Here is a 19,856-nt window from a genome sequence, read left to right on the forward strand (position 1 = left end):
TCATGGAAGCATTCACCACGCACACCGGCCGGGCCGTCCCGCTGCGCCGCAGCAACGTCGACACCGACCAGATCATCCCTGCTCACTGGCTCAAGAAGGTCACGCGGGACGGGTTCGAGGACGGGCTGTTCGAGGCCTGGCGCAAGGACGAGACGTTCGTCCTCAACCAGCCCGAGCGCAAGGGCGCGACGGTCCTGGTCGCCGGCCCCGACTTCGGCACCGGCTCCTCCCGTGAGCACGCCGTGTGGGCGCTGCAGAACTACGGCTTCAAGGCCGTCATCTCCTCCCGCTTCGCCGACATCTTCCGCGGCAACTCGCTCAAGAACGGCCTGCTCACGGTCGTTCTGGACCAGAAGATCGTGGAAGAGCTGCAGGAGCTCAGCGAGAACGACCCGCAGGCCGAGATCACGGTCGACCTGGAGGCCCGCGAGGTGCGCGCCGAGGGCGTCACCGCGAGCTTCGAGCTGGACGAGAACTCCCGCTGGCGGCTGCTGAACGGCCTCGACGACATCTCCATCACCCTCCAGAACGAGGCCGACATCGCCGCGTACGAGGCCAAGCGGCCCTCGTTCAAGCCGCGGACGCTCGAGGTCTGACCGCGACCCTCGCGCGGCACAACTGAACAGGTCGAGTTTCGGCCACCGAACACCCCCCGCTGTACCCCCGATCAGCCCGATCGGGGGTACAGCCGTGTCTGCACCCGAACGGCCCTGCGCCCGCCCAAAACGCTTCTCAACTTCCCACGTTAGAAGGGGTGTTGCAGGGGTACGCGACTGTTGTGGCCGTGGCTTCGGCACGCGCCCGGAAGGCCGTTTGAGGCGGCAGTTGCACCCTGAGCGGGCGACAACTCGCCCCAGATGGCACAATCTGTGCATGGAACACGACGGCCAACTCGAGCTCTATGCGGCGGTCGCGGACCAACTCAAGGAAGCGCACACAAGGGTGCGCGCACTGCAAGTCCCGGAGGGCGTACGGATGGCGCTGACCCGGAAGCTGCTGGTCATTACGGCCGCGGCCAAGCACGATCTCGCCGATGCGGCAAGGCGTCTGGAGGCCTTCACGGCGGACCTCGACGCGGGTCGATTCCCCGAAGAGGAACGCTGAACAAGTCCGAGACAGCCGAACCCGTTGCGGCACAAGGGTGATAAGCCCGTTTCGTGTTTGATTTGCGGTATATATCTGCCTAACGTGCGAAAAAGCCTGAACAGTTTCGTTCGGGCAATGTCTCCGAAGGGGAAGACGTGAACAAGGCGCAGCTCGTAGAAGCGATTGCCGACAAGGTCGGTGGCCGTCAGCAGGCCGCCGACGCGGTCGACGCGGTCCTGGACGCCATCGTCCGCGCGACCGTGGCGGGGGACCGGGTCTCGGTCACCGGCTTCGGTTCGTTCGAGAAGGTCGACCGCCCGGCCCGGTACGCCCGGAACCCCCAGACGGGCGAGCGGGTTCGGGTCAAGAAGACCTCCGTTCCCCGCTTCCGTGCGGGCCAGGGCTTCAAGGACCTGGTGAGCGGCACGAAGAAGCTCCCGAAGAACGACGTCGCGGTCAAGAAGGCCCCCAAGGGCAGCCTGACCGGTGGGGCTTCCGCCACGGTCAAGAAGGCCGCCGCGAAGAAGGCCACCACCAAGACCGCCGCCGCGAAGAAGACCACGGCGAAGAAGACGACCGCCAAGAAGACCACGGCGGCCGCCAAGAAGACCACGGCGAAGAAGACGACGGCCAAGAAGACCACGGGCGCCGCCAAGACCTCCGCCGCGAAGAAGACCACCGCCAAGAAGGCGACGGCCAAGAAGGCCCCGGCGAAGAAGGCGACCGCCAAGAAGGCGCCCGCCGCGAAGTCGACGGCTCGCAAGACCACCGCCAAGAAGGCCACCGCCCGCAAGAGGTAAGGGGCGAGCGGTACTCACGCGCCGGGCCGGACTCCGTTCATGGAGTCCGGCCCGCGGCGCGTTCTAGAAGGTCTGGAGGGTTACGAGGGTGACCTTGTCGCCGTCCAGTTCGATGCGGACCCGCTGGCCGGGGCGGAGCAGGCGGAGGCCGCCTGCGTCGAACGCCGGGGCGTCGAAGGGGACGGGGGTGCCGTCGTCCAGCAGCACGCTGCCGGTTCGGGTGTCGGCGTCGTAGGTGTATGCGGTGGCCTGCATGGTCGTCAGCCTAGTGGTTCGTCGTCGGGTGCGGGCCTGTCGCGGCTGGTCGCGCAGCTCCCCGCGCCCCTGGGGCGTTGCAGTGCCGTCGGCCTCAAGAGCCCGGGATCAGCAAGCGCGCCGACGCTGCCGCCGTACGGGGCCCCACCCCCAGCGCCAGCGCCGCTCTCAGGTCCTCGCCCGTGTCCACGTCCTGGCGTACCGAGTCGACGTCCGTGAGAGCCAGTTCCACCGCCCCCGACGCACGATGCCTGGCCCGGGAATCCGTGCCGAATGACGGGCGCAATTCCTGGTCCCCGTGGATCGCCAGTAGCGTCGTACCGATTCCTGCCGCGTCCGGAAGGAAAGCGCGGGGGAATTCCGTCGCTGCGTCCAGTACCCGGGCCAATTCCAGCGGGCGCAGGGCGGGCAGGTCGGCGTTCAGGGCCGCTACGGGGGTTTCCGGGTGCGAAGCGCGTACGACCCCCGCCCCGTACGCCAGCGCCGCGTTCAGGCCGCCGCGCGGCTCATCGGGGACGATTCGGGCGCCCAGGGCGGACAGCTCGCGGCCGGCCAGCGGGTCGTCCGTGACTACTGCCACATCCCCGACCGCGCGGGAGGCCAGCGCCGCTGCCACGGTGTCCTGGGCGAAGGCGAGGGCGAGGCCCGGGCGCAGCCCGTCCGCCGCGGTGTCCGAGAGCCTGCTCTTGGCCCGCTCCAGGGGCTTCAGGGGTATGACCAAGGTCCACTGCACGAGCGTTCCGTCCCTCTCTTGTCGCGGTCATTGTCACTCAGCCGTCACCTGGGCCATCTGGCGGTCGTCGCGGCGAGGCGTACGGTGTTCTCGACAGACCGGCGGCCTGGGGCGACACTTGTGCGGCCCTGAAGGCCCCTAGAGGAAGGTGTCCGCGTGCCCCGCCGCAGAATCGGCTTCTGGTACCGCTTGGCAGCGGTGATCGCCAAACCGCCGCTGGTGGTTCTGATCAAGCGGGACTGGCGCGGAATGGAGAACATTCCGGCTGATGGCGGATTTATCACCGCGGTGAACCACAATTCGCACATCGATCCCTTCGCGTACGCGCACTTTCAGTACAACACCGGCCGTGTTCCGCGATTCCTCGCGAAGAGCGGTCTTTTCAAGAAGGGATTCGTCGGTGCCTTCATGCGCGGCACCGGACAGATCCCCGTCTACCGCGAGACCACGGACGCGCTGAGCGCCTTCCGGGCCGCGATCGACGCCGTGGAGCGCGGCGAGTGCGTCGCGTTCTACCCCGAGGGCACCATCACCCGGGACCCCGACCAGTGGCCGATGACCGGCAAGACCGGCGCCGCGCGGGTGGCCCTGCAGACCAAGTGCCCGGTGATCCCGGTCGCGCAGTGGGGCGCCAACGAGGTGTTGCCGCCGTACGCCAAGAAGCTCAACCTCCGTCCGCGCAAGACCTCGAAGGTCCTCGCGGGCCCGCCGGTGGACCTGACGCCGTTCTACGACAAGGAGATGACCCCGGACCTCCTCAAGGACGCCACCGAGGTCATCATGGCCGCCATCACCCGCCAGCTGGAGGAGATCCGCGGCGAGAAGGCGCCCGCCACGCCCTACGACCCGCGCAAGGAGCGGATCGAGCAGCGCAGGCGGAGTCAGGCCGAGGCCGGCCACGAGGAGGAGAACGCCAAGTGAGCAAGCCCGTCAAGGCGGCTGTCTTCGGTACCGGATCGTGGGGCACCGCCTTCGGCATGGTCCTCGCCGACGCGGGCTGCGAGGTCACCCTGTGGGGCCGCCGCGCCGAACTCGCGGAAGCGGTCAACTCCACGCGTACGAACCCGGACTACCTTCCCGGCGTCGAACTCCCGGTGAACCTGCGGGCGACGACGGACGCGGCGGATGCCGCGCGCGACGCCGACTTCACCGTTCTCGCCGTCCCCTCGCAGACGTTGCGCGGCAACCTCGCCGAGTGGGTGCCGCTGCTCGCGCCGAACACCGTCCTCGTGTCGCTGATGAAGGGCGTCGAACTCGGCTCCGCCATGCGGATGAGCGAGGTGATCGAGGACGTCGCCAAGGTGGGGCAGGACCGTATCGCCGTGGTCACCGGGCCCAACCTCGCGCGCGAGATCGCCGCCCGGATGCCGGCCGCCGCGGTGGTCGCGTGCACCGACGAGGCGGTCGCGCAGAAACTCCAGTCCGCTTGCCACACGCCGTACTTCAGGCCGTACACCGAGACGGACGTGGTCGGTTGTGAGCTCGGCGGCGCGGTGAAGAACGTCATCGGGCTCGCCGTCGGCATCGCGGACGGCATGGGGCTCGGCGACAACGCCAAGGGCTCGCTCATCACGCGCGGCCTCGCGGAGACCGCGCGGCTCGGTGTCGCGCTCGGCGCCGACCCGCTCACCTTCGCCGGACTCGCCGGTCTCGGCGACCTGGTGGCGACCTGCTCCTCGCCGCTCTCGCGCAACCACACCTTCGGCACCAACCTCGGCAAGGGCATGACCCTCCAGGAGACCATCGCGGTCACCAAGCAGACCGCCGAGGGCGTCAAGTCCTGTGAGTCCGTGCTGGATCTGGCCCGCAGGCACGGCGTCGACATGCCGATCACCGAGACGGTCGTCGCCATCGTGCACGAGGGCAAGCCTCCGGTGGTCGCCGTCAAGGAGCTGATGTCGCGCAGCGCGAAGCCCGAACGACGCTGAGCGACGCGGGTGGAGGCACGCTGTATCGGGGCTCTACCAACGGGTACTCTCAACGCGATATGAGCACCGAGAACCTCCCCCAGAGCCCTGAGCAGCCGTCTCGCAAGCCGCGCGTGGCCGTCGTGTTCGGCGGGCGCAGCTCCGAACACGGGATCTCCGTGGTCACCGCCGGCGCCGTCCTGAAGGCCATCGACCGGACCAAGTACGACGTCCTGCCGATCGGCATCACCCAGGACGGCCGTTGGGCGCTCACCGCCGACGAACCGGACCGCATGGCGATCACCGAGCGCCGTACGCCCAACGTCGACGAGCTGGCCGAGTCGCACGAGGGCGGAGTGGTGCTCCCCGTCGACCCCGCGAACCGCGAAGTCGTGTACAGCGAACCGGGATCGGTGCCCAAGGCGCTCGGTGAGGTCGACGTCGTCTTCCCCGTCCTGCACGGCCCCTACGGCGAGGACGGCACCCTTCAGGGTCTGCTGGAGCTCTCCGGTGTCCCGTACGTCGGCTCGGGCGTGCTCGCCTCGGCGGTCGGTCAGGACAAGGAGTACATGAAGCGGGTGTTCACCTCCTTCGGGCTCAAGGTCGGCCCGTACGTGGTGATTCGGCCCCGCGAGTGGGAGCAGGACGAGTCGGCCGCCCGTAAGAAGATCGTCGACTTCGCGGGTGAGCACGGCTGGCCGCTGTTCGTGAAGCCCGCGCGCGCGGGTTCGTCGATCGGCATCACCAAGGTCGACGACCTGTCCGGGCTCGACGAGGCGATCGTCGAGGCCCAGCGGCACGACCCGAAGATCCTCGTCGAGGCGGCCCTGCGCGGCCGGGAGATCGAGTGCGGGGTGCTCGAGTTCGAGGACGGTCCCCGTGCCTCGGTTCCGGCCGAGATCCCGCCGCCGGACGCGCACGCGTACTACGACTTCGAGGCCAAGTACATCGACTCCACCCCGGGGCTCGTGCCGGCGCCGCTGACGCCGGAGGAGACCGCAGAGGTGCAGCGGCTCGCGGTGGACGCCTTCGACGCGGCGTCCTGCGAGGGGCTGGTCCGCGCGGACTTCTTCCTCACCGAGGACGGCGAGTTCGTGATCAACGAGATCAACACGATGCCGGGCTTCACGCCGATCTCGATGTATCCGCAGATGTGGCAGGCGACCGGGGTCAGCTACCCGGAGCTGGTGGACCGGCTGATCCAGGCGGCGCTGCGCAGGTCGACGGGCCTGCGCTGAGCCCGGTGGCGGTCTAGTCGGCGATCCCTTCGGGGATCGCCTTCTTGACGGACTCGGCCAGGTCGATCAGCACGGACGACGTGTCCACACCCTTCGGCACGGTCACCTCGACGTACGCCTCGCGGTTGGCGCACGTGAAGCGGTAGGCGCCGTCGTCCTGCTGCTCCATCAGCCAGTCGACGCCGTTCACGCCCCCCGCGACGGCGCTCGGGTCGCCGCCTTCGGCCACCTTCGGGTCGACCATCTTCGGCGGTCGTGTGACACCGCAGCGCAGTATGATCGCCGGGTTCCCCCAGCCCGCGGTCAGCGCGGACGCGGGCTCGGGGTCTTCACGGCTCTCACCGTCCACCTTGGCCGGCAGTGCTTTGTCCAGTTTCCGGCACAGCTCGGTGGCCTTCGTGCCGGGACTGGGAACCGCCGCCGACGCGCTGTCGTCTGCAGATGAGCAGCCCGCGGCGGTGATCAACAGGGCGAGCGCAGGCAGGCCGATGAGCCGGTGACGGAAAGAGTTCACCGGCCAAGGGTAGACGGGGGCTACAGATGGACGACCGGGCAGGTCAGGGTGCGGGTGATGCCGTCCACTTGCTGGACCTTCGCGACCACCATCCGACCGAGGTCGTCGACGGTGTCCGCCTGGGCCCGCACGATCACGTCATAAGGTCCTGTCACGTCCTCGGCCTGGATCACCCCAGGAATCTTGCTGATCGTCTCGGCGACGGTCGACGCTTTGCCGACCTCCGTCTGGATCAGGATGTACGCCTGTACCACGGAACCTCCAGGGCGGCCACGAGGATCATGTGGGGAAAAGGAACGCCACGGTATCGCGTCGCCGCTCGCCGCGGGGAGACCTGCGGGGGCGCGGACGCCCGCGCCGGGGTGCAGACATGGCAGAAGTTGACGGTCACTTCGACCGTATCGAGGACACTGGTCACGCGCGACCGGGCACGGCAAGGGACAGAAGGGGCGAAAGGGCAATGAAGGGCACTGTTGGTGAGCTCGGGGAGTTCGGGCTCATCAGGGAGCTCACCTCCCGTCTCACCACCACCCCGGCGGTCCGGGTCGGCCCCGGCGACGACGCCGCGGTGGTGGCCGCTCCCGACCGCCGGGTCGTGGCCAGCACCGACATCCTCCTGGAGGGGCGGCACTTCCGCCGGGACTGGTCCACGGCCTACGACGTGGGCCGCAAGGCCGCCGCACAGAACCTCGCGGACATCGCCGCCATGGGCGCCGTACCGACGGCCCTCCTGCTCGGCCTGGTCGTCCCGGCCGAACTCCCGGTGACCTGGCCGTCCGAGCTCATGGACGGCCTGCGCGACGAGTGCCAGGTCGCGGGCGCCTCCGTGGTCGGGGGAGATGTCGTACGAGGGGACACCATCATGGTCTCCATCACCGCGCTCGGCGATCTGCGCAACCAGGAGCCCGTCACGCGGGCCGGCGCGCAGCCCGGCGACCTCGTGGCCGTGACGGGCTGGCTGGGCTGGTCCGCGGCCGGGTACGCGGTGCTGTCGCGGGGTTTCCGCTCGCCGCGGGCGTTCGTGGAGGCGCACCGGCGTCCCGAGCCGCCGTATCACGCGGGACCGGCGGCGGCGGGCCTGGGCGCGACGGCCATGTGCGACGTGAGCGACGGGCTGATCGCCGACCTCGGGCACATCGCCGAGGCCAGCAAGGTCCGCATCGACATCCGCTCCGGCGCGATCGACATCCCGTCCCAGATGAACGACATCGGGCAGGCGGTCGGCGTCGACCCCATGCAGTGGGTGCTGACCGGGGGAGAGGACCACGCGATCGTGGCGACCTTCCCGCCGGACGTGAAGCTGCCCGCCCGCTGGAAGGTCATCGGCGAGGTCCTCAACCCCTCGGCGCTGCCCCAGGTGACGGTCGACGGGGCGCCGTGGACGAGCAAGGGCGGTTGGGACCACTTCGGGGACATCGAGTCGTGAAGCCCCGCGTGCTGACGGTCGCGGGCTCCGACTCCGGTGGAGGAGCCGGAATCCAGGCCGACTTGAAGACGATGCTCGCGCTCGGCGTGCACGGCATGAGCGTCGTCACGGCCGTCACCGCGCAGAACTCCCTGGGTGTGCAAGGGGCTTGGCCGCTGCCCGTCGAGGTCGTGCGGGCCCAGTACCGCAGCGTCGTCGACGACATCGGCGTACAGGCCGTGAAGACCGGCATGCTGGCCTCGGCCGAACTGGTCGAGGCGGTGGCCGAGTTGCTCGCCGGGACCGACGCCCCGGCCGTCGTCGACCCGGTCGGGGTGTCGAAGCACGGCGACTCGCTGCTGGCCGCCTCCGCGCTGGAGTCGGTGCGCACACGGCTGCTCCCGGCCGCGACCGTGGCGACCCCGAACCTCGACGAGGTGGCCCAACTGGCCGGGGTGCACGTCGAGTCCGAGGGAGACCTGCGGAGGGCCGCCGAGGCCGTACTGGCGTACGGGCCCCGGTGGGTGCTCATCAAGGGCGGTCACCTCACGGGGGACGCCGTCGATCTGCTGACCGACGGGTCCGAGGAGCACTGGCTGCGCGCGCCGCGCCACGACAACCGGCACACCCACGGGACCGGCTGCACGCTGGCTTCGGCGATCGCGTCGGAGCTGGCGAAGGGGCGGTCCGTGCCGGAGGCGGTGACCGAGGCGAAGGCGTACGTCACCGGGGCGATCAAGGGCGGGTTCGCGCTGGGCGATGGCATCGGCCCTGTCGATCATGCCTGGCGGTTCACCGCATAGGCACGGCAAAAAGCCGGCCCACCCGGAGGTGGACCGGCTCAGTGCAGCGAACCAGCAGTGGCCGCGCGCTTAGCTGTGCGTCAGCGCGAGACCTTGCCGGCCTTGATGCACGAGGTGCAAGCGTTCACGCGCTTCGGCGTCCCGCCGACCACGGTACGGACGCGCTGGATGTTGGGGTTCCAGCGACGGGACGTACGGCGGTGCGAGTGCGAGATGTTGTTGCCGAAGCCCGGCCCCTTGCCGCAGACGTCGCAGTTGGCAGCCACGGGTCACTCCAAAGACTTCAGATGCACTTACGGTTGGATCCCGGCAAGCCGGGATCGAGATCGTAGGATCAGAGATCTGAGTGGCGCTGCCAGGGGAATGGCCCGATCGGATCGGGCAACCGGAGCAGCATACAACGACTGCGCCAGTAGAACGAAACTACCATGGCTGCTCAGGGCCCTGCTCCCGGCCCTCTTCCGGTGGACACCTCCCCGGGGTCTACGCTGCGTCCACGTCCAGCAGTCCAAGGAGGCGCAGGTGGCGCAGGTGCCGCAGACATTCTTCGATGCTCTCGCGGTGCGCACCTGGTGCGGTCTCGCGCTGGAGGCGCTCGGGCGGGCGCGCGAGGAGATCGACGCGATCAATGTCTATCCGGTGGCCGACGGCGACACCGGCACGAACCTGTATCTGACCGCCGAGTCCGCGGCGGCGGCCGTCGAGGCCGTCTTCACCGCCTACGACGAGAGCGGCAAGCCCTCTCTGGCCGACGCGGCCCGCGCGATGGCGCACGGCGCCCTCATAGGCGCCCGCGGGAACTCCGGGACGATCCTCGCCCAGCTGCTGCGCGGCATGGCCCAGGTCCTCGCCCGCGACGGTGAGGCGTCTCACACCGACGGGACCGGTCTCCGCCTCGCCCTGCGACGCGCGGCCGACTCCGCGCGCGAGGCCGTGGCCCACCCGGTGGAGGGCACCGTCCTGTCCGTCGCCTCGGCCGCGGCCGACGCCGCCGAGGGGAACGAGGGCGACTGCGGGGCGGTCGCGCGGGCCGCCTACGAAGGGGCGCGGGCGGCGCTCGCGGCGACCCCGGGGCAGCTGGCGGTCCTGGAGCGGGCCGGGGTGGTCGACGCGGGCGGCCGGGGGCTGGTGGCGGTGCTCGGGGCACTGGTGGAGACGTTCACCGGGGAGATGCCCCGAGTGGTGGCGGCTTCTTCCGTTGCGCACGCGCGCGTGGCTGCCGTTTCCGACACGGCGGCCGTGGACGAGTGCGCGGACGCGCCTTCGGAAGCCGGTGGGCCCGCCTTCGAGGTGATCTACCTCCTGGAGGCCGAGGACGCGGCCGTGGCGCGGCTGAGGACCCGCCTCGACGCCCTGGGGGACTCGCTCGTCGTCGTCGGGGGCGACGGGTTGTGGAACGTCCATGTGCATGTCGACGACGCGGGCGCGGCCGTGGAGGCGGGCGTCGAGGCGGGGCGGCCGTACCGGATCCGGATCACGCACTTCGGGCTCGGTGACGTCCACACGCGCGGGGGCGAGCGACCGCCCCGGGAACGGGTCCAGCGGGCTGTCGTGGCCGTCGTGCCCGGCGAGGGGCTGGCCGGGCTCTACACGGAGGCCGGCGCCACCACCGTGCTCGCGCGCCCCGGGGAGCCGCCCGCGAGCGGGGAGATCGTCGAGGCCGTACGACGGGCCCACGCGCGCGAGGTCGTGCTGCTGCCCAACGACGCCGACCTGCGCCACACCGCGGCCGCCGCCGCCGAGCAGGCCCGCACCGAGGGCATCCGGGTCGCGCTGATCCCGACCCGCTCCGCGGTCCAGGGCATCGCCGCGCTCGCCGTGCACGAACCCGAGCGCCGCTTCGACGAGGACGTCGTCTCGATGACCTCGGCCGCCGGCGCCACCCGCTACGCCGAGGTCGCCGTCGCCGAACGCCAGTCCTGGACCCTCGCCGGCATCTGCGAGGCGGGCGACGTCCTCGGCCTCATCGACGGCGACGTGGCCGTGATCGGCTCCGACGTCACCGCCGCCGCCGAGACCGTCCTGGACCGCATGCTGTCGGCGGGCGGCGAACTCGTGACCCTCGTCCTCGGCGACGACGCCCCCGAGTCCATCGCCGACCATCTCGAAGCACGTGTCCGTGAGGCGTACCTCGCCGTCGACACGGTGGTGTACCGGGGCGGACGCCAGGGGGCGCTGCTCCTCATCGGGGTCGAGTAGCGGGTCGCCGACAGGCGTGGGGAGCCGTTGGGGGCTGCTGGGGGGCGCCCTAGTCGTCCAGCACCTGGAGCATCTGCCGGGCCTCCGCGCAGCGCGCCTCGGCCGTCTCGTCGTCCTCGCCTTCGTCGTACGCCCCATGGGCCTCGTACGGCTCGTAGTCCTCGTACGCCGCCAGCACCGCACGCGCGCGTGCCACCGCGCGGTCGGGGCGGCTGAGGTCGGCCTCCAGCCAGCCCGCGGCGAGCTCGGCGCCGGTACGGCTGTGCAGGGCCTCGTCGCCGAGGGACGCGAACACCACGATGGCCTCGGTCATCTGGGCGAGGGCGTCCTCCAGGGCGGCCTGGATCGTCTCGTCCTCGGCGTCCTCGGCGGCCGAACGGGCGAGCAGGTCGCCGTACTGCCGATGGGTGTGCCCGAGTTCGGCGACGAGCCGCTGCCGGGCCTCGTCGCCCACGGAGTCCGCGCCCAGCGCCTCCCCGCACTCCCGCACCGCCTCCGCCATCAGCTCCCGGGCCTCGTCCTGCCCGCCCTCCGCGCGCAGCGCCAGCCACGCGCGGGCGCGCAGCGAGCGGACCAGCCCGTGCACGTCACCGACCTCGCGCCACAGCTCGCCCGCGCGCGTGTACGCACGGTCGGCCTCGTCGGGCAGCCCGGCCTGACTGAGCGACTCCCCGGCGAGGTGGGCCAGCGTCGCGTGGTCCTGCTGCTCGGGCCACTCGCGCGCGATCTCGGCGGCCCGGAGGCGGTGCTCGGCGGCCTCACGGTGTTCGCCGAGCTCGCTCAGACAGTCGCCGAGCCACCACTGCGCCTGGACGACCGCGGCGTCGCCGTGCGTGTCGACGCTCAGGTCGGGCAGCGCCGACTCCAGCACCGCCGCCGCCTCGGCCCACCGGCCCTGCCGCAGCAGGAACCCGCCGAGCAGATGCCGCGCCCAAGCGCCGAGCGTGGGTCCGGCACCGGCCTCGTCGGCCCAGTGCGCCGCCTCCAGGGCCTGCTCCGCGGCCTCCTCCGGCTGTCCCGTGCCGCCGAGCACCTCGGCGAGCTGGAGGTGCAGCTGGGCCCGCCCGGTGGCCTCCAGATACGGTTCGCCGTGCGTCAGGGCCGCCCGCAGCGCCCACTCGGCCTGCCCGATGTCGCCGAGATGGTGGGCGAGCCCGGCCAGCCTGGCCTGGTACTCCACCGCGAACCACGGCAGCCCCGCCGCCACGAACCCCTCAGCGGCCCGCGCGAACAGCTCGGCGGCCCTCGGCAGGTCCCCGGCGTGCGCCGCCAGCTCCGCGAGCATGGCCCGCGCCTCGGCGTCCCGCGAGCCGAGCCGCACGTCCTCGCCGACCCGCCCGTCGACGAGCGCGAGCACCTCCCGGACGGCGGCCTCGGCCTCCGCCAGGACCGACGCCGGTACGGCGCCCTCCTCCTCGGCCGCCTGCACCCGCCGCAGCAGGATCCGCGCCCGCCCCATCAGCACCGACGCCGTCTGCCGTACGCCGGTGCCGTCCTCGGCGTACAGGGCGAGCGCCTCGTCGTACGGCCCCGCGACCGCGGCCAGCGCGCCCTCCACGTCACCGGCGAGGGCCCGCATGAACGCCCCACGCGTGCGTGCCGCCAACGCCTCCCCTGGATCGCCCGCCGTCGCGTAGAGCTCGGCGGCGTGCTCGAACAGGTCGAGGCCCGCGGGGCCCAGGTCCATCGCCCGGTGGTCGACGATCTCCGCCTGGTCACGCGGGTCGAGCTCGACGCCCTCCGCGGCCCGCGCGACCGCCGCCCACGCCTCCACGGCGTTCGGCTGGAGGCCGTCCGAGAGGCGGCGTGCCTCGGCGATCAGGGCGGTGAGGTCGGTCTCCGGTGCGGCCGGCGGGGGAGGCGCGGCCGGGGCGGTGGCCTGGCGGGCGGCGCGCACGCCCAACGGCAGCCGCTCGACCAGCGGTTCCTGCGCCATACGCGCGCGTGCCCGGTCGCTGACGTACGTCGTGCCATTGCGCCGGTCGAACTGGCCGGCCAGGTCCAGGGCCTCCGCACGCGCGTGTGCGGCGAGTTCGCGGGCCGTCCACGTCCGGCCGGCCGGTCCCGGCACCTGGCGGTCGCCCAGGCCGAGGCCGGTCAGCCGGTCCATGAGCAGCGTGACCACGCTCAGGAACTCCAGCTTGCCGCGCGGATGCCCGGCATCCGTGAAGTACGCCGGGCGCTCCGCGAGCAGCTCCAGGCCACGGGCCTCGTTGCCGGTCAGCGCGCAGAACTCCACATGGTCGGCGTACGCGGTGCGCATGCTCTCCATGGCCCGCACCAGCCGGAAGCCCCGCAGATGGTTGGCCCGTGCCGCGTCCAGGCGGCCCAGCCGCAGCAGCGGGACCAGGGAGGACGCGAGGACCGCGTGCGGTTCGTGCGCGCAGGTGAACTCGCCCTCCAGGACCGGCGCCCACAGCCGGAGCGCCTCCGCGTCCCGGCCCTGCTCCGCCCGCCACCAGCCCTGCCCGTTCAGCTCGCACGCGTGGCAGTCGGCCATGGCGTCCCGGTCGGCGGCCAGCCACGCGGTGAACGCCCGCTCCGCGCGCGCGGTGTCCCCGACATGCGCGGCCACGGTGAACTCGACGCTGCGCACCGCCCGTTCGGAGTGCCCGGCGAGCCGGTAGCGGTGCTCCATCTCGCCGAGCCACTTCTCTATCGAGGCGAGCGGGATGTGCGGCTGGTCCAGCATCCCGGACGACATCCACTTGAAGACCCAGTGCAGCGAATGGGTCTCGTACTCGTCGAAGTCCTCGGGCCGCTCGTCCCACATGCGCAGCAGACGCGCGAAGGGGACGAACATCTTGTCCTTCTCGGAGCTGTAGTTGTAGACCTTCAGCTGGTGTCCGAGCGCCTCGATCACGGCGAGCGGGATGTTCAGCTTCTCCGCCTCGGCCAGCAGCTGCTCCGCGCGCGCGTTGCGGGCGGGGCCCTCAGGCTGCTCGCCGTTCTCCGCCATCGCCCGGCGCAGTGCGTCGAAGTCCGTGATCTCCCCCATCAGTGCCCCTCCTCGCCGTTCGTCGCCCACTCCAGCAGTCCGATGAAGGCCCGGTTCAGCAGCGCCGAGTCCGCGGGCCTGAGCGGCCGCTGCGCCATCAGCAGCGCCTGCCCGTACAGGGACTCCGTGGCGGTGCCGATCAGTTCCGGCCCGCGCAGCGAACTGATCCGCCGGATCAGCGGGTTGAGGTGGTTGAGCACCAGACGCGCGCGGGGAGCGGTGCCGCGCAGCGAGCCGAGGATGCCCGCCCACAGGTCGTCCGCCTGCGCCTCGGCGTCCGCGCGGGCCTGCTCGTGGCGGGCCGCGCGGTCGTCCAGGTGCAGCGCGGGCACGGTGAGCGGGTGGAACGCACGCAGGACGACGTCACAGCCCAGCGGGTCGAGCGTGGCCCGCGCGGCGGCCAGGAAGCCGGCCAGCGCCAGCTCCTCCGCCGGGTCGACGGAGTCCAGATGCGCGGTCACGGTCTCCGCGTCCAGCTCCGCGACCACCGTCCCCGGCCGCACTGACGGCAGCGCCTGGACCAGGTCGCTGTCGTACGTGTAACCGCCGTTGACCACCCCGATGCCCTGCGCGGACGCGATCGGCGCGACCTGCCGGAACTCCTCGACGGTCCGCGTGAAGTGCACGACCGGGTGCCGCCGCGCGAACTCCTCCAGGGACACCTGCCCGTCCGTCGTCTCGAAGGGCAGCCACGGCAGCATCGTGCGCAGCATCTCCGCGTCGTGCCGCGCCAGCGACTTCACGCCCAGGTGGTGGACCGACAGAAACGCCGCGAGCCGTTCCGGATCGCCCGCGGCGAGTCCTGTCAGCCAGGACCGAATCCTTTCGCCGAGCGCCTCCCGTACGGCGGCCAGCGTCTCGTCCTCGTACAGCGCCTCCCGCGACGCCGTGGGCCGCAGACTGTCCGTGTCGAGCACGCACCGCACGAAGAACGCCCAGTCCGGCAGCAGCTGTTCGGCCCGCTCGGTCAGCAGCATCCCCTTGAGGTGGACGCGATGCGTGGCCCGCTGCGCCGGACTGACCGCCGACGGCAGGACGTACGCCACCCCGCGGACGCCCGCGAGCGGCACGTTCAGCTCGATCGAGTCCAGCGGAGTGAACCCGAACAGGTCATGACAGTGCCGCGCCAGGGCCACCCTCCGGCCGGCGGGGGAGGGGTACGACCGGTCCCAGGGCGCCGGCAGCTCGGTGACCGCCTCGCCGTCCACCCGCACGTCGTACGGCAGCAGCGCGCCGAAGTCCCGCGCCAGCGCCAGGACCTTCTCCGGCGCCAGCCACTCCCCGGCCCCCGCCCGCGCCGTCAACTGCACGGTGGTGCCGGGCTCGGGCCGGGCCTCGGGCGCCAACGTCCGCACGGTGTACGAACCGTCGTCGCTCGCCGTCCACTCCACCGGCGCCGCGTCCGGCGTACGCGCGCTGCGGCTCACCACCCGGATCCGCTCGGCCACCACGAAACAGGCGAGCAGCCCGATGCCGAACTGCCCGAGGAACTCGGACCGCGCCTCCTGGATCCCGTCGGCCCGCTTCGAACTGCGGCCGATGGTGGCCAGCAGCTCGTGCACGTCCGTCTCGGTGAGCCCGACGCCGGAGTCCTCGACCCGCAGGGCGCCGCCCGCCGCGTACAGCCGCACCTCCGCCGGGGCGCCCGGCTCCTCGGCCCGCCGGGCGGTGACGGCGTCCACGGCGTTCTGCAGCAGCTCGCGCAGATAGACCTTCGGACTGGAGTAGAGGTGATGGGAGAGCAGGTCCACCAGACCACGCAGGTCGACCTGGAAGGTGTGGGACGGAGAAGCCTGGGATGCCTGTGAGGTCTGGGAGTCCATCGCAACGGCGCCGTGGGCGGGGGACGGTCTACGGCGCGGGGTCGGGCGGTCCCGGTGGGGCGGTGACCGCGGAGGGGATGGCCGGAGGCGCGCCATCCTAAAGCCGGAACAGCCCGCCTGACCAGGTGTTTCGCAAGACGTATACGGCAATGTCAGTGGCGTGGTGTGCAATGGATCTCGTGCCCGCACTCGAAGAACCACTGAAAAAGGTGCTCGGCCCACCCACCGCGAAGGTGATGGCCGAGCACCTCGGCCTGCACACCGTCGGCGACCTCCTGCACCACTACCCGCGCAGATACGAGGAGCGGGGCCAGCTCACCCACCTGGCCGACCTCCCCATGGACGAGCACGTCACGGTCGTGGCGATGGTCGCCGACGCCCGCCTGCACACCTTCGCCTCCGCCAAGGCCCCGCGAGGCAAGGGCCAGCGCCTCGAAGTGACCATCACGGACGGCAACGGCCGCCTCCAACTGGTCTTCTTCGGCAACGGCGTCCACAAGCCCCACAAGGAGCTCCTGCCCGGCACACGCGCGATGTTCGCGGGCAAGGTCTCCGTCTTCAACCGCCGACTCCAACTGGCACATCCGGCGTACGAGTTGCTGCGCGGTGCCGACGACGAGGCGACGGAGACGGTCGAGACCTGGGCCGGCGCCCTCATCCCGATCTACCCCGCCACGGCCAAGCTGGAGTCCTGGAAGATCGGCAAGGCGATCCAGACGGTCCTGCCGAGCGCCCAGGAGGCGGTCGACCCGCTCCCGGACTCCCTCCGCGAGGGCCGAGGGCTCCTGCCGCTGCCGGAGGCCCTCCTCAAGATCCACCGCCCGCACACCAAGGCCGACATCGAGGACGCCCGCTCCCGCCTCAAATGGGACGAGGCCTTCGTCCTCCAGGTCGCCCTCGCCCGCCGCCGCCACGCCGACGCCCAGCTCCCGGCGGTCGCCCGCCGCCCCAAGCCGGACGGCCTCCTCACGGCCTTCGACGACCGCCTCCCCTTCACCCTCACGGAGGGCCAGCAGAAGGTCTCCAAGGAGATCTTCGACGACCTGGCGACGGAGCATCCGATGCACCGGCTGTTGCAGGGCGAGGTCGGATCGGGCAAGGCACAACCCCTTGACTCGCTGGTGCTGACTCCCACCGGTTTCCGTCGTATGGGGGACCTGAAGGTGGGGGATGAAGTTGTCGTGCCCGACGGAGAGATCGCGCTGATCGACGGTGTCTTCCCGCAAGGAGAGCGCGACGTCTGGCGGCTGGTGCTGTCCGACGGCAGCTCTGTCGAGTGCGACGACGAACATCTCTGGATCGTCGGTACCAGTTGCGGATGGCACCGAGGGCAGGCGCCGAAGATCATGACCAGTCGGGAGATCCGTCTGGACACGTTCAAGGCGAACGGCTCCTCGAAGTGGTACATCCCGGCCGCGACCCCCGTCGACCTCGGCGGCGACACAGGACTGCCCCTGGATCCCTACCTGTTCGGTCTGCTCCTGGGTGACGGCTCGTTCCGGCACAACCTGCGGTTGTCCACGATCGACGACGAGATCCGTGATGCCGCGGCGGCAGCTGTCGCGCCGGAATGCCGGTTGGTGCCGGTGAAGGGCTCTGGCTGCGACTACACGATCCAGCTGACACAACGTGCCGGCGGTGTCCGAAATCCCGTGATCCAGATCTTGCGCGACCTGAACCTGTGGGGCGTGACGTCACACGACAAGTTCGTGCCCTGCGAATTCAAGAACACGTCGATCAAGAATCGTCTGTCCCTGCTGCAAGGTCTGCTGGACACGGACGGCACTGTCCAGGCGGACGGCATGAGCATCTCGCTCTGTTCGGCGTCACGCAGGCTCGCAGACGACGTCGCCTGGCTCGTGCGCTCGCTGGGTGGCCGCGCACGAGTCCTGCCGAAGCGAGCCGCTTTCAACGTCTCGGTGGCCCTGCCCGAGGAGTACGCGCCATTCCGGCTGGCCCGTAAGGCTGCACGCGTACACCCCCGGCCGAAATACAACACCTTCAGGCGGGGAATCCGGGCTGTCGAATACGTGGGACGCAAGCCGGTCCAGTGCATCAGCGTCGCCCACCCGAGCCATGCCTATGTCACCGACAACTTCACGGTCACCCACAACACCATGGTCGCTTTGCGCGCCATGCTCGCCACCGTCGACGCCGGCGGTCAGGCCGCCATGCTCGCGCCCACCGAGGTGCTCGCCCAGCAGCACCACCGCTCGGTCGTCGAGATGATGGGTGAGCTGGCCGAGGGCGGGATGCTGGGCGGGGCCGAGCACGCCACCAAGGTGGTGCTGCTGACCGGGTCCATGGGAGCGGCCGCGCGGAAACAGGCACTGCTCGACCTCGTCACCGGCGAGGCCGGCATCGTCATCGGCACGCACGCGCTGATCGAGGACAAGGTCCAGTTCCACGACCTCGGCCTGGTCGTCGTCGACGAACAGCACCGCTTCGGCGTCGAGCAGCGCGACGCCCTGCGCGGCAAGGGCAAACAGCCCCCGCACCTCCTCGTGATGACGGCCACGCCCATCCCGCGCACGGTCGCGATGACGGTCTTCGGCGACCTTGAGACCTCCGTTCTCGACCAGCTCCCGGCCGGCCGCTCGCCGATCGCCAGCCATGTCGTCCCGGCCGCCGACAAGCCCCACTTCCTGGCCCGCGCCTGGGAACGCGTGCGCGAGGAGGTGGAGAACGGCCATCAGGGGTACGTCGTCTGCCCCCGCATCGGCGATGACGAGGACGACCCCAAGAAGGTCCGCAAGTCCGCGGAGGACGAGGCCGAGAAGCGCCCGCCGCTGGCCGTCCTGGAGATCGCCGACCAACTCACCAAGGGCCCGCTGAGCGGGCTGCGGGTCGAGGTCCTGCACGGCCGTATGCATCCCGACGACAAGGACGCGGTCATGCGCCGCTTCGCCGCCGGCGAGACCCATGTCCTGGTCGCCACCACGGTCATCGAGGTCGGCGTCAACGTCCCCAACGCCACCGCCATGGTGATCATGGACGCCGACCGCTTCGGCGTCTCCCAGCTCCACCAGCTCCGCGGCCGGGTGGGCCGAGGCTCCGCGGCGGGCCTCTGCCTCCTGGTCACCGAGATGCCGGAGGCCAGCGCCGCCCGCCAGCGCCTGAACGCGGTGGCGTCGACACTGGACGGCTTCGAGCTCTCCCGCATCGACCTGGAGCAGCGCCGCGAGGGCGACGTCCTCGGCCAGGCCCAGTCCGGCGCCCGCACCTCCCTGAAGGTCCTCGCGGTCATCGAGGACGAGGAGGTCATCGCGGAGGCGAGGGAGGAAGCGGTGGCGGTGGTGGAGGCGGACCCGGAGCTCAAGAACCTTCCGGGCCTGCGCACGGCGCTCGATGCGCTCTTGGACGAGGAGAGGGAGCAGTACCTGGAAAAGGGCTGAGGGAGACTTCCTAGGGGCGCGGGGCTGTAATCCATATGCGGCTACCGCCGCGCGGGCGCGACCAGCCACACTGAGACCTGAAGCCGCCCACAGACCAAGGACCACAGATGACCCGCGTAATCGCCGGCGCAGCCGGCGGTCGCCGCCTAGCTGTCCCGCCAGGGACCGGCACCCGCCCCACCTCCGACCGCGCACGCGAAGGTCTCCTCTCCACCTGGCAGTCCCTCCTGGGCGGCCCCCTGGACGGCGAGCGTGTCCTCGACCTCTACGCCGGTTCAGGCGCCGTCGGCCTAGAGGCCCTCTCCCGCGGCGCGAGCCACACCCTCCTCGTCGAGGCCGACGCCCGCGCCGCCCGCACCATCCGCGAGAACGTCAGGAATCTCGCCCTCCCGGGCGCCGAGGTCCGGGCCGGCAAAGCGGAGCAGATCATCCAGCAACCGGCGCCGACCGAGCCGTACGACATCGTCTTCCTCGACCCGCCGTACCGAGTCACAGATCACGATCTTCGGGAGATTCTCCTCACACTCCGCTCGGGGGGCTGGCTCGCGACGGACGCGCTCGTCACCGTGGAGCGCAGCACCAGAGGCGGTGAATTCGGGTGGCCGGAGGGTTTTGAAGCACTCCGGTCCCGTCGTTACGGCGAGGGAACGTTTTGGTACGGTCGCGCCGCCTCTACGTGCGAAGACGCACGATGACCGGA

General features: G+C 71.0%; 18 protein-coding genes. 11 read left to right on the forward strand and 7 right to left on the reverse strand.

Translation table 11 applies throughout. The annotated features are described in order from the left end of the window. Nucleotides 1-2: 2 nt before the first annotated feature. The 3 genes from leuD (at nucleotide 3) to IQ210_RS43705 (ending at nucleotide 1,886) form a co-directional block, all read left to right on the forward strand. Nucleotides 3-596, forward strand: a complete 594-nt coding sequence (leuD, locus tag IQ210_RS43695) for a 3-isopropylmalate dehydratase small subunit (RefSeq protein WP_194084816.1) — start codon at nucleotides 3-5, stop codon at nucleotides 594-596. Nucleotides 597-873: 277 nt separating this feature from the next. After that, nucleotides 874-1,104, forward strand: a complete 231-nt coding sequence (locus IQ210_RS43700; protein ID WP_079310414.1) for an SCO5555 family protein — start codon at nucleotides 874-876, stop codon at nucleotides 1,102-1,104. 137 nt (nucleotides 1,105-1,241) lie between these two features. Then, on the forward strand, nucleotides 1,242-1,886 hold the full coding sequence (locus IQ210_RS43705) for an HU family DNA-binding protein (RefSeq protein ID WP_194084817.1): 645 nt from the start codon (nucleotides 1,242-1,244) through the stop codon (nucleotides 1,884-1,886). A gap of 63 nt (nucleotides 1,887-1,949) precedes the next feature. On the opposite strand, the gene IQ210_RS43710 is transcribed toward IQ210_RS43705, so the two are convergent. Then, nucleotides 1,950-2,141 (reverse strand): hypothetical protein, encoded by a 192-nt coding sequence (locus IQ210_RS43710; protein WP_194084818.1) that lies wholly within the window; start codon nucleotides 2,139-2,141, stop codon nucleotides 1,950-1,952. A 94-nt stretch (nucleotides 2,142-2,235) separates the two neighbouring features. Beyond that, entirely contained in the window at nucleotides 2,236-2,874 is a 639-nt protein-coding gene (gene cofC / locus IQ210_RS43715) for a 2-phospho-L-lactate guanylyltransferase (protein WP_194084819.1), read from the reverse strand. Between the two features lie 156 nt (nucleotides 2,875-3,030). On the opposite strand from cofC, the gene IQ210_RS43720 reads away from it, so the two are divergent. From IQ210_RS43720 to IQ210_RS43730, 3 genes are read left to right on the forward strand one after another with little or no spacing between them, the layout of a single operon-like run. After that, the gene (locus IQ210_RS43720) at nucleotides 3,031-3,795 is read left to right on the forward strand and encodes a lysophospholipid acyltransferase family protein (protein WP_194084820.1); all 765 of its coding nucleotides are present in this window, start codon (nucleotides 3,031-3,033) and stop codon (nucleotides 3,793-3,795) included. Beyond that, the gene (locus IQ210_RS43725) at nucleotides 3,792-4,802 is read left to right on the forward strand and encodes an NAD(P)H-dependent glycerol-3-phosphate dehydrogenase (protein ID WP_194084821.1); all 1,011 of its coding nucleotides are present in this window, start codon (nucleotides 3,792-3,794) and stop codon (nucleotides 4,800-4,802) included. The genes IQ210_RS43720 and IQ210_RS43725 overlap by 4 nt, the downstream gene beginning before the upstream one ends. A gap of 59 nt (nucleotides 4,803-4,861) precedes the next feature. Then, nucleotides 4,862-6,019 carry a D-alanine--D-alanine ligase family protein gene (locus IQ210_RS43730; protein ID WP_194084822.1) on the forward strand — a complete coding sequence of 386 codons (1,158 nt, stop codon included), beginning with the start codon at nucleotides 4,862-4,864 and terminating at the stop codon, nucleotides 6,017-6,019. Between the two features lie 13 nt (nucleotides 6,020-6,032). Here the strand turns inward: IQ210_RS43730 and IQ210_RS43735 are convergent, their stop codons facing one another. Continuing rightward, the gene (locus IQ210_RS43735) at nucleotides 6,033-6,533 is read right to left on the reverse strand and encodes a DUF3515 domain-containing protein (protein WP_194084823.1); all 501 of its coding nucleotides are present in this window, start codon (nucleotides 6,531-6,533) and stop codon (nucleotides 6,033-6,035) included. A 20-nt stretch (nucleotides 6,534-6,553) separates the two neighbouring features. Then, nucleotides 6,554-6,787, reverse strand: a complete 234-nt coding sequence (locus IQ210_RS43740) for an Lrp/AsnC family transcriptional regulator (protein ID WP_003997603.1) — start codon at nucleotides 6,785-6,787, stop codon at nucleotides 6,554-6,556. 206 nt (nucleotides 6,788-6,993) lie between these two features. Here IQ210_RS43740 and IQ210_RS43745 point away from each other — a divergent pair, with 206 nt between their 5' ends. Both IQ210_RS43745 and thiD read left to right on the forward strand, forming a co-directional pair. Continuing rightward, complete coding sequence (locus IQ210_RS43745; protein ID WP_126274566.1) at nucleotides 6,994-7,959, forward strand: thiamine-phosphate kinase; 966 nt, start codon at nucleotides 6,994-6,996, stop codon at nucleotides 7,957-7,959. Further along, on the forward strand, nucleotides 7,956-8,741 hold the full coding sequence (gene thiD, locus IQ210_RS43750; protein WP_194084824.1) for a bifunctional hydroxymethylpyrimidine kinase/phosphomethylpyrimidine kinase: 786 nt from the start codon (nucleotides 7,956-7,958) through the stop codon (nucleotides 8,739-8,741). Before IQ210_RS43745 ends, thiD begins: the two co-directional genes overlap by 4 nt. Before the next feature lie 80 nt (nucleotides 8,742-8,821). Here thiD and rpmB read toward each other — a convergent pair whose 3' ends face one another. Then, on the reverse strand, nucleotides 8,822-9,007 hold the full coding sequence (rpmB, locus tag IQ210_RS43755; protein WP_003993230.1) for a 50S ribosomal protein L28: 186 nt from the start codon (nucleotides 9,005-9,007) through the stop codon (nucleotides 8,822-8,824). Between the two features lie 256 nt (nucleotides 9,008-9,263). Here rpmB and IQ210_RS43760 point away from each other — a divergent pair, with 256 nt between their 5' ends. Then, a complete protein-coding gene (locus tag IQ210_RS43760) occupies nucleotides 9,264-10,940 on the forward strand; it encodes a DAK2 domain-containing protein (protein ID WP_194084825.1) in 1,677 nt (558 codons plus the stop codon). Between the two features lie 49 nt (nucleotides 10,941-10,989). On the opposite strand, the gene IQ210_RS43765 is transcribed toward IQ210_RS43760, so the two are convergent. Both IQ210_RS43765 and IQ210_RS43770 read right to left on the reverse strand, forming a co-directional pair. Then, nucleotides 10,990-13,938 carry a tetratricopeptide repeat protein gene (locus tag IQ210_RS43765; protein WP_194084826.1) on the reverse strand — a complete coding sequence of 983 codons (2,949 nt, stop codon included), beginning with the start codon at nucleotides 13,936-13,938 and terminating at the stop codon, nucleotides 10,990-10,992. Then, nucleotides 13,938-15,761, reverse strand: coding sequence for an HSP90 family protein (locus tag IQ210_RS43770; RefSeq protein ID WP_194084827.1), 1,824 nt, complete (start codon nucleotides 15,759-15,761; stop codon nucleotides 13,938-13,940). The genes IQ210_RS43765 and IQ210_RS43770 overlap by 1 nt, the downstream gene beginning before the upstream one ends. 170 nt (nucleotides 15,762-15,931) lie before the next feature. On the opposite strand from IQ210_RS43770, the gene IQ210_RS43775 reads away from it, so the two are divergent. Both IQ210_RS43775 and rsmD read left to right on the forward strand, forming a co-directional pair. After that, a complete protein-coding gene (locus tag IQ210_RS43775) occupies nucleotides 15,932-19,156 on the forward strand; it encodes a helicase-related protein (protein WP_194084828.1) in 3,225 nt (1,074 codons plus the stop codon). Between the two features lie 77 nt (nucleotides 19,157-19,233). Continuing rightward, nucleotides 19,234-19,851, forward strand: coding sequence for a 16S rRNA (guanine(966)-N(2))-methyltransferase RsmD (gene rsmD, locus IQ210_RS43780; protein WP_265584761.1), 618 nt, complete (start codon nucleotides 19,234-19,236; stop codon nucleotides 19,849-19,851). The last annotated feature ends 5 nt before the right edge of the window (nucleotides 19,852-19,856 follow it).

The sequence above is a fragment of the Streptomyces justiciae genome (genome assembly GCF_015163075.1).
GTDB classification, from domain to species: Bacteria; Actinomycetota; Actinomycetes; order Streptomycetales; family Streptomycetaceae; genus Streptomyces; species Streptomyces justiciae.